We start from the raw sequence: 9,566 nt of genomic DNA on the forward strand, positions 1-9,566 counted from the left end.
TACGCCGGTGGGCGGGCCCGCCCGGGTAGCGCCCGCTGCGCCCGCCAACTCCGGCTCAGGCGCCCGCCAGGCCCAGGGCGGTGCCGACCCATTCGACCACCCTCGCCAGGTCGTCCGCGTCGATCCACTCGCCCACCGAGTGGATCTCGTGCATGGCCACACCGACGTTGACGGTGAGCAGCCCTTTCTGGTTGAGGATGCTCGTGTCGGACCCGCCGATCGAGGCGACCGGCGTGAGGCGCTCGCCCAGCGCCGGCGCGGCCGCCGCCAGCCGCTGCATGGGCCCCGCGTCCGCCGCCACGGCGTAGCCGTCGTACAGGTGACGTCGTTCGATGGCCACGCTCGCGCCGTGCCGCGCCGCCGCGGCCTCCGCGCGGGCCGTCACGTGGGCGGCGAGCTCGTCGAGCCGCGTCTTGCTGAAGGCGCGGAACTCGCCCCGCAGGACGACCTCGCTGGGCACCACGTTGGTCGGTCCCCCGCCCCGGATGGCGCCGAAGTTGAGGACCTGGTCGGCGGCCACGCGCCCGAGCGGCACGGCCGCGACCACCTCGGCCGCGGCCTTGATGGCGTGCACGCCGCGCTCCGGCTCGAGGGCGGCGTGGGCGGCCTTCCCGGTCACGGTCACGGTCACGTCGTCCTTGAACACGGCGGAGGTGATGACCTCGCCGACTTGCACCTCGCCGTCGAACGAGTAGGCGAAGTCCGCGCCGAGGGCGGCGACGTCCAGGTGCTTGGCGCCGAGCAGCCCCAGCTCCTCGCACACCGTCACGACGGCCACGAGGGTCGGTCTGTGCTCGTAACCCGTGCGGGCGGCGCGCGCGAGCAGCTCGAGGATGACGGCCACGCCGGCCTTGTCGTCGGCCCCGAGGATCTGCCTGCCGCTCGAGCGCACGACGCTGCCGGCCACCTCCGCCACGAGCGGTTCGCCCGGCACGAGGGGAACCGTGTCCATGTGCGCCGCCAGCACGACGCGCTCGGCGCGGCCGCCGGGGAGCTCGGCCACGAGGTTGCCGGCGTTGCCGCCCGTGTGAGCGCCGGCGTCGTCTTCGCGCACGTCCATGCCGAGGGTCCCGAACTCCTCGGTGAGTAGGTCCGCCACGGCGCGCTCGTCCCGGCTGGGGCTCGGCACGAGGCACAGGCGCACGAGGCGCTCCTGCAGCCGGTGTACCAGGGCGTCGCGGTCGCCTGGGCTCGTCATCGGCCGATCACCTCCGGGCTCAACACGCGCCGCGCCTGGACGTCGACGACGCCCAGGTCGGTCACCTTGTAGTCGGGGCTGACGCTCAGCGGTAGGAGCGTCAGGAGCAGCACCGGCGTCTTGACGCTCATGCCTGCATCACGCAGCGCCCCCTCCAGAGCGTCGAAGCGGGCGGCGACCTCGGGAACGGGAGCGTCCGACAGCAGGCCCGCGATGGGCAGGGGCAGCAGCGCGGTGTCGCGCCCGGTGGTGAACGCCATGCCGCCGCCCACCTCCGCCACCCGCTCGAGGGCTGCCTTCATCAGCGCCCTGTCGCGCCCGAAGAGGAACACGTTGTGGCTGTCGTGAGCGAAGCTGGACGCGTACCCGCCCGCCTCGAGGCCCGTGCCGGCGACGAGGCACACGGTCGGCCGGTAGCCCTCCCCCTCCGCGGCGAGCCTGGCCCTGGGTATCACGCAGGCCAGCGCCAGGTCGGGGTCGGTGGGGACGCCGTCGACGAGCTCCACCTGCCGCTCGCGCAGGGTCGTGAAGCTGTTCACCTGGTTGACCTCGATGACGCGCGCCGTCACGTGGTGGCGGCCGTGGTGCCGCTCCGGGCCGCCGAAGCCGAGCGCTTCCGCCGCGACGTTGCCGGACGCGAGCGCGGTGGCCGGGCCCCAGTCGACTGCCGGGGCCGGCACGGCCACGACGACGCGCCCGGCCTCCGCGACGAGCCGGCCGTCCACGTGGACCTCGCGCGGCGGGTAGGCGCAGAGGGCGTCGGTCACGAGGAAGTCGGCGCGCGCGCCGGGCGCGACGGCGCCCAGGTCGGCCAGGCCTAGGTAGGTGGCGGGGCGCAGGGTGGCCGACGCCACGGCGTCGAGGGCCGGCCATCCGGCCTCGATGGCCAGCGCCACGACGCGACTGAGGTGGCCGTCGACGAGGCGGTTGGGGACGACGTCGTCGGTGATGAGCAGGACGCGCGAGCGGTCAGGCAGCGCCACCACGGCGGCCACGACGTCCGGGGTGAGGGACTTCTCCTGCAGCATGACCCAGAGGCCCTTGCGGAGCTCCTCCCGCAGCTTGGCGGGCGTCGCCAACGTGTGGTCCGAGCGGATCCCGTGCGCCACGTAGCGCGACAGCTCCACGCCGGTGAGGCTGGGCACGTGTCCCTCCACCCCCAGGCCGGCGCGCCTGGCGGCCGCCACGATTGCGCGCAGCTTGGTGTCGCCGTGGACGAGCCCCTGGAAGTCCATGACCTCGCCGAGGGCCATCACCTCCGGCTCCGCCGCGAGAGCGGTGACGTCTTCGGCTCCCAGGGCGGCGTTGGGCGTCTCGATGTCGGGAGAGGTGGCGGGCACGCAGCTCGAGATGGCCGCGTAGACGCGCTGCGGCAGGCCGCGCGCGGCTCGGATCATCCGCCGCACGCCCTCCGCTCCCTGCACGTTGGCGACCTCGTGCGGATCCTGCAGGATGGTCGTGGTCCCGTGGGGTAGGGCCGCCTCCGCGAAGCGGCGGGGCGTGACCAGGCTACTCTCGACGTGCATGTGGACGTCGAGCATGCCTGGTTGCACGAACGCCCCGCCGAGGTCGCGGCGGGCGGCGACGGTCAGCCCCGCCAGGTCGGAAGGCGTGGGCGAGCCGGCCTCGACCTCGACGAAGCGGCCGTCGGCCACGGTGAACCACCCGGGGTAGGTGGTCTGCGTGAAGACGTCGACGAGGGTGGCGCCCGTCACGAGCAGGTCGCGCCGCGCGAGGTCGGGGAGCGCGTCCGTCATAGGCCGGCGTGCAGCAGGTCGACGGCGGCGCCGGCTATCCGGATGGTGTCTGCCTCCACCTGCCGGTAGAGGGCCTCCTTCTCCTCGCGCGTGGGTTGCGGGTCGAGGTAGATGTTCGAGTCGGTGCCGAGGACGGCGCCGACCTTGACGCCCAGGAGCGAACCGACCACGAACACCGTGGAGCACTCCTGCTCGGCGGCCACGACGCCGGCGTCGGTGAGGCGCTGGTTGAGGCCGTCGTCGCGCCGGTAGAACGCGTCGCGGGTGTACACGACCCCCTCGATGGCGCGCCTACCGAGGTGAGCCTCCGCCGCGTGCCTCAGCGCCAGCGTGACGTCGATGTCGGCGGCGGCCGGGTAGCCGAGGGGGACGTAGTCCTGCGAGGTGCCCTCGCCGCGGAAGGCGGCGGTGACCACCACGACCGAGCCGATGGGCGTGCCCGGCTGGCGTCCGCCGGCCGAGCCGACGCGGATGAAGTGGGTGGCGCCGATCCGCACCAGCTCCTCGACGGCGATGGAGGCGGACGGCCCGCCGATGCCGGTGGAGCAGACGCTGATGGGGGTGCCCGCCTTGGTGCGACCCGTGAAGATGACGTACTCGCGATTGCGGGCGATCAGCTTGGGCGCCACGAACGTCTCGGCGATGCGCTCGGCGCGGCCGGGGTCGCCGGGGATGAGGACGTAGGGGGCCACGTCGCCGGTCGTGGCGCGCAGGTGCCGCTGGATGTCAGCCATCTGGGTGTCTCCTTGCTGCGCCGCGGTGACCGCGAGGGTCACCTTGGCGCCATGCGGGGGTCGTACGCCTCGGTGAGGCCGTCACCGAAGAGGTTGAAGCCCAACACGGCGAGCGTGATGCCCACGCCGGGGAACACGCTCATCCACCAGGCGCGGCGGATGAACGTCTGGGCGCTGTTGAGCATGCCGCCCCAGCTCGTGAGGTTCGGGTCGCCGAGGCCGAAGAAGCCGAGGCTGGCCTCGAGCAGGATGGCCTGCGCCACGTCCAGCGAGGCGACGACGAGCACGGGGCCCATCACGTTGGGGAGGATCTGCAGGAACATCAGCCTGGCGTTGCGCATGCCGAGGGCGCGGCCGGCGTCGACGTAGGGCAGGGTCTTGTGGCTCAGGTACTGGCTGCGCACCAACCGCGCCGTCTGCGGCCAGCTCAGGAGGCCGATGACGAGGATGAGGTTGACGAGCCCGGAACCGAAGAACGCCACGACGATGAGCGCCAGGACGAAGCGGGGGATGACCTGGAAGAACTCGGTGACGCGCATGAGGAGCTCGTCGAACCAGCCGCCGAAGTAGCCGGCCAGCGCGCCGACGACCACGCCGATCAGGGTGGCGGTCGCCGCGGCGGCCAGACCCACGATCAGGGAGACCCGCGAGCCCCATATCACCTGACTGAGCACGTCGCGGCCCAGGTTGTCGGTGCCGAGGATGTGCGGGCCACCGAAGGGCGTGGCGAAGGCGGCGCGCGACGTCGCGTGCGGGTCGAAGGGCGCCAGGGCGGGCGCCAGCACGGCGACGACGGCCAGCAACGCCACGACCGTCAGCCCGAACACGCCGGAGCTGCTGCGCCTGAAGCGGCGCCACGCGGCCGAGGCGTTCGACCGCTCGCGCCGCGCGCCGGGCGCCGCCACGGCGACGTCAGCGCCGCCCTCGGCCGCCATCAGTACCTCACCCGCGGGTCGAGCACGGCGTAGAGGGCGTCGGTGATCAGGTTGACGAGGATGACCGTCACGGACACGAACAGGAGTATGCCGAGCAGGACGGGGTAGTCGCGCGTGTAGATGGAGTCGTACATGAGGCGGCCGATGCCGGGCCAACCGAACACGGTCTCGACCAGCGCGGAGCCCGCCACGATGAAGGCGAAGTTGTAGCCGATGACGGTCACGACCGGCAGGGCGGCCGCGCGCAGCGCGTGGCGCCACAGGACCGCGTTCTCCGACAGGCCGCGGCCGCGGGCCGCCGTGATGTACTGCGCGCTCATGACCTCGAGCAGCGACGCGCGCGTGAGGCGTGTCGTGATCGCCATGTACCGGAACGACAGCGCAGCCATGGGCAGCAGCATGTGCCTGAAGGAGTCCAGGGCGGCGGCGAAGCCGACGTACTCGACCCTCACGCTGCGGAACCCGCCCGCCGGCAGCCAGCCCAGCCAGACCGCGAACACCAGTATCAGCAGCTGACCGAGCCAGAACTCCGGGACGGCGTAACCGACCAGCGCGAAGCCGGTGGCCCCCCGATCGGTGAGGGAGCCGGGCCGACGCGCCGACAGCACGCCGAGCAAGAGCCCCACGGCGGTGGCGACCACCACGGTGCTGAGCATCAGGACGAGCGTGCGACCCAGGCGTTGCAGTAGCAGGGTCGTGACGCTCTGCCGGTTCGCGAAGGAGAAGCCGAGGTCGCCCCGCGCGACGTTGGCGACGTAGAGGATGAGCCGCTCAGGGATGCTGCGGTCCAGCCCGAAGTCGTGCCGGACGCGCTCGACGTACTCGGGGGGCGCGGGGTACTCGCCGATGAGGGAGGTGACGGGGTCGCCGGGCGCGAGCGCGATCAGCACGAAGTTGACCACCACGACGCCGAGGACGAGGGGGACGGCGTTGATCACGCGCCGCAGCGCGTAGATCGCCAGACCGCCCCCGTTGCCCTCGGACGCCATCCGCCCTCAGCTCCGCCCGGCCCTTACGGCTTGGCGAACCAGAGGTACTCGAGCCCGTCGCGCTGGTCGAGCAGGGTGCGCATGCCGCGCAGGTTGCCGGCCGCCGCCTCCGACGCCAGCTCGTCGAAGAGCACCATCACCGGCACGTCGTGGGCGAGCACCTCGTCGGCCCGGTCGTAGTACGCCTTGCGGGCGTCCTGGTCGGCGAGGCCGCCGGCCTCCTCGAGCCACTCGTCCACCTGGGCGTTCGAGTAGCCGGACGCGTTCACGAACGGCGTGCCGGGCGCCGCGCTGCGGTAGATGCGGTGGTAGCCGATGGCGGGGTCGCCGCCGGAGGTGAACGACTGCATGGTGATGTCGTAGTCGCCGCCGTAGACCCGTTCGACCATCACGGCGCGCTCGGCGGGCTGCAGCTCGACCTCGATGCCGACGCGGCGCAGCTGGTCCCTGATGATGTTGCCGGCGGCGGCGAAGGCGCCGCGGGCCGAGTCGTAGACGAAACGCAGCTTCAGGCCGGTGACGCCCGCCTCGGCGAGGAGGGCCTTGGCCTTGTCGGGGTCGTACGGGTAGAGGGTGCGGTAGTCGGTGGCGGCGGAGTAAGCGTAGGCGAAGCCGGCGCCGAACGGTCCCGAGCCCGCCTGGCCGAGGCCGCCCTGCGCCTGCTCGACGATCTGCTCGCGGTCGATGGCGTACATGAGCGCCTGGCGCACGCGCACGTCGTCGAGCCCGGGGGTGTTGGTGTTGATGAACATGAAGTAGAGGGCGGGGATGGTGATGCCCGTCCAGGTCTGGAGGTTGGGGTCGGCGGCGAGGCGCGGCAGGTCGACCGGGGGCATGTAGAAGCCCCACAGCAGGTCGGCCTCGCCCACCTCGAGGGCCGTTGAGCGCCCGACGTCCTGCGGCACCACCCGGAAGATGACGCGGTCGAGGAGGGCGGGCTCGAGGTAGTAGTCGTCGTTGCGGACGACCTCGATGCGCTCGCCGCGCACCCAGGTGCCGAACTTGAACGGCCCGCTGCCGATGGGCGCGTCGTTGGCCGGGTTGGTGAGCGGGTCGGTCCCCTCGAAGAGGTGCTTGGGCAGCACGGCCGCGTCGAAGGCCGTGAGGAGGCTGAGAAGCGGCGCGTACGGCTCCTTGAGCGTGATGACGACGGTGCCGGCGTCCGGCGCGGTGATGGAGGCGATCCGGTCGAAGGCGGTCTTGAAGCGGCCGTGGTTGGGCGCCTCCACCTCGAGCATCGAGTAGACGACGTCGGCGCTCGTCACGGGGGTGCCGTCGTGGAAGTTGGCGGCGCGCAGCGTGAACGTGTAGGTCAGGTTGTCGTCCGACACCGTCCAGCCGCTCGCCAGGTCGCCCTCCGGGCGCCCGTCGGCGGCCAGCCGCACGAGCCCGCTATAGACGTTCACCCCGACCGCGCCCACGGGGTAGCTGGTGCTGATGCCCGGGTTGAGGTGCTCCGGGTCGGAGCCGAGCACGACGATGGCCGTGCCGCCCGGGACGGGTGTCTCCTGTGCGAACGCGGGGACGGCGAGGAGCAGCGCCACCGCTACAGGCGCGGAACGCTTGAGTCTCGTCCAGAACATCGGGGGACCTACCTTTCGACTTGGGCGTGGATGGGTTGCGGGGTCGCGAGGTTCGTGGTCTCGGTGCCAGCCGAACCCAATCTAGCACCACCGGCGAGCTCGCTGGGGCGCTCGTCGAGCTTGACCAGCACCACGCCGGCGAGGATCAGAAGTCCGCCCAGAAGCTGGACGGCGGAGGGCAGCTCGCCCAGGAGCAGCCACGCCCAGACGACCGCGAACAGCACCTCGGCGAGCCCCACGAACGACGCCAGCTTCGAGCCGAGCCGGCGGCTGGCCGTGATGCCGGCCAGGTAGGCGAAGGCGGCGGCCACGAGGCCCAGCCCGGCGACGTCCAGCCACCAGGGCACCTCCGCGCCGGCCAGCAGCACGGGCGCCGTGTTCCAGACGACCGGCACCACCCCGACCGCCCCGGCGGCGAGGAGCGCCGCCGCGCCCACGCCCAGGCCCCCGGCAGCGACGACCACGGGCGGCAGCCCGTGACGGGCGTCGGCCGACACCACGAAGAAGGTGGCCAGGCCGACGGCGGCCGCCAACCCCCAGAGCACCCCGACGAGGTCGACCTCGATGGCGCCGAACACGTCGAGCACGAAGACCAGACCGGCGACGGCGAGGGCGGCCCCGGCGAGGGTGAGGGGCCGCGGCCGCTCGCCGCGCCGCAGCCACAGCCACACCACCACCAGCACGACGCCGAGGTACTCGATGAGGAGCGCCACGGCCACGGAGAGGCGCTCCACGGCGAGGAAGTAGGCGAGCTGACAGCCGGCAACGGCGATGAGCCCGAACAGCGCGATGCTGGGCCAGCCGCGGCGCAGCAGGTGCCAGCGGCCCCGCATGGCCAGCGCGCCGGGGACCGCCATGATGACGGCGCCAACGGCGACGCGCCACGTGACCGCGGCCGCGGGCGTCCAGCCGCTGAGGAGGAGGCCCTTGGCGAACGAGCCGGACGTGCCGAAGGCGGCGGCCGAGAGGAGGGCGAACAACAGCCCGAGCGAACGGTAGCGGTTCATGGGGTCCTTGTCGGGCAGCGCCGGAGGGCGCGCTGCCGGTGCGTGAGCGCGGCCCGGACGCGGCGCCGCGCCGCCCTCGTCGGTCGCCACCCAAGGCGGCGCCGGCAGGCGTCGATTCTACAGGGGCGCGGGGCCTCGCGGCCCCGCGCCCGTTCCGGGGGTGCCCCTCAGTCGTCGAGCGGGACCAAGGCGACCGCCAGCCGGTAGGGCCGGACCCGCGCACCCGCGGCCCGCCCGGTCGGGCCGCTCGACCCCGCGCTGCGCGGGTAGGCGGCGAGGAGCTCTACCAGCGTCCTCTGCAGCTCCCGCGCCTGCGCCTCGGTGAGGTCGAGGTCGGTCCAGTAGTCGGTGCCCGGCCGCCCAGCCGGGTCGAGCCAGGCGACCTCGCTCGTCTCACTGGCGGCGCCCACCACCCACGTGTCGCCCTTATCGTCCCTGAACAGGCGCTGGCCGTCGCGCCCGTCCGCGCGCATGCGCCGTGCCACGATGGCGACGCGCTCCCGCAGTTCCGGCAGGGCCTGAGCGAGCAGGCGCTCCTCGAGGCTCGCGAACGGCGTCGACCGGTACGGCACGAAGTAGGCGTCGTGCGTCGAGCGGTAGACCTTCACCCCGCGGCCCCTGCGCGGCTCGACGCGGCACACCGTGAGGAGGCCGGCCGCCAGCAGCGTCCGCACCCGGTAGAGCGTCGCGTTCATGTCGACGCTCGTCTGCGCCACGGCGTTCGAGACGGTCGACTCGCGCGCGAGGAACGGCCTGAAGGTGGTCAAGAACCGCGGGTCGGTGAGGAGCCGCGCCTGAGTCGGGTCCTCGACGCGGTGGACGTCCGCGCCGGCCGGCAGGCGGGGCGGCGCGTGCTCCTCGCTACCTGAACGAGGCGGTGTCATCCACGGTAGGTTAGCAGGCACCCTACCGACATGCGCGTGCGGCCCGCTTACTACCTCGTGAGCTCGCTGAACTGGTTCGCCAACGTCCTGCCCATGGCCGTGTCGGTGCTGCTGGCGCAGTCGCGCGGCCTCACGTTGACGGACGTGGGTCTCTTCATGGGCGCCTACGCCCTGACCGTCGTGGTGTTGGAACTGCCGTCGGGCGCCCTGGCGGACGCCGTGGGGCGCAAGCGCGTGTTCCTCGCCGCCAGCGCCCTGCAGGTCGTCGCCAAGGCGGTGTTCCTGACCGCGTTCGGGCTGCCGGCCTTCGTCCTCTACGGCCTCTTGGCCGGTGCCGCCCGCGCCCTTGCCTCCGGGGCGCTCGAGGCGTGGTTCATCGACGCCCTGCAGGCCGAGGAGCCCGGGGTCGACCTGCAGCCCGCGTTGGCGGCGGGCGGCGCCTACAACCTGGCCGCGTTGGCGGCGGGAACGGCGGCGGG

Annotated in this window: 9 protein-coding genes; 1 reads left to right on the forward strand and 8 read right to left on the reverse strand. The window is 72.9% G+C overall.

The window, feature by feature from the left end; genetic code table 11:
• Window positions 1-55 precede the first annotated feature (55 nt).
• The 8 genes from H3C53_09880 to H3C53_09915 all read right to left on the reverse strand — a co-directional run bounded on the left by H3C53_09880 (window position 56) and on the right by H3C53_09915 (window position 9,087).
• Window positions 56-1,198 (reverse strand): M20/M25/M40 family metallo-hydrolase, encoded by a 1,143-nt coding sequence (locus tag H3C53_09880; protein ID MBW7916973.1) that lies wholly within the window; start codon window positions 1,196-1,198, stop codon window positions 56-58.
• Window positions 1,195-2,955 (reverse strand): adenine deaminase, encoded by a 1,761-nt coding sequence (locus H3C53_09885; protein ID MBW7916974.1) that lies wholly within the window; start codon window positions 2,953-2,955, stop codon window positions 1,195-1,197. Before H3C53_09885 ends, H3C53_09880 begins: the two co-directional genes overlap by 4 nt.
• Window positions 2,952-3,689 carry a nucleoside phosphorylase gene (locus H3C53_09890; protein ID MBW7916975.1) on the reverse strand — a complete coding sequence of 246 codons (738 nt, stop codon included), beginning with the start codon at window positions 3,687-3,689 and terminating at the stop codon, window positions 2,952-2,954. The genes H3C53_09885 and H3C53_09890 overlap by 4 nt, the downstream gene beginning before the upstream one ends.
• Window positions 3,690-3,727: 38 nt before the next feature.
• On the reverse strand, window positions 3,728-4,624 hold the full coding sequence (locus H3C53_09895; GenBank protein ID MBW7916976.1) for an ABC transporter permease: 897 nt from the start codon (window positions 4,622-4,624) through the stop codon (window positions 3,728-3,730).
• Window positions 4,624-5,613 carry an ABC transporter permease gene (locus H3C53_09900; GenBank protein ID MBW7916977.1) on the reverse strand — a complete coding sequence of 330 codons (990 nt, stop codon included), beginning with the start codon at window positions 5,611-5,613 and terminating at the stop codon, window positions 4,624-4,626. Before H3C53_09900 ends, H3C53_09895 begins: the two co-directional genes overlap by 1 nt.
• Before the next feature lie 23 nt (window positions 5,614-5,636).
• Entirely contained in the window at window positions 5,637-7,196 is a 1,560-nt protein-coding gene (locus tag H3C53_09905; protein MBW7916978.1) for a hypothetical protein, read from the reverse strand.
• Between the two features lie 8 nt (window positions 7,197-7,204).
• On the reverse strand, window positions 7,205-8,203 hold the full coding sequence (locus tag H3C53_09910; GenBank protein ID MBW7916979.1) for an EamA family transporter: 999 nt from the start codon (window positions 8,201-8,203) through the stop codon (window positions 7,205-7,207).
• 167 nt (window positions 8,204-8,370) lie between these two features.
• Window positions 8,371-9,087: a hypothetical protein gene (locus tag H3C53_09915; protein ID MBW7916980.1), complete on the reverse strand. Its 717-nt coding sequence runs from the start codon at window positions 9,085-9,087 to the stop codon at window positions 8,371-8,373.
• 30 nt (window positions 9,088-9,117) lie between these two features.
• On the opposite strand from H3C53_09915, the gene H3C53_09920 reads away from it, so the two are divergent.
• On the forward strand, window positions 9,118-9,566 hold a 449-nt coding region (locus tag H3C53_09920), incomplete at its 3' end, for an MFS transporter (protein MBW7916981.1).

The organism is Trueperaceae bacterium (assembly GCA_019454765.1).
Classification (GTDB): Bacteria; Deinococcota; Deinococci; order Deinococcales; family Trueperaceae; genus JAAYYF01.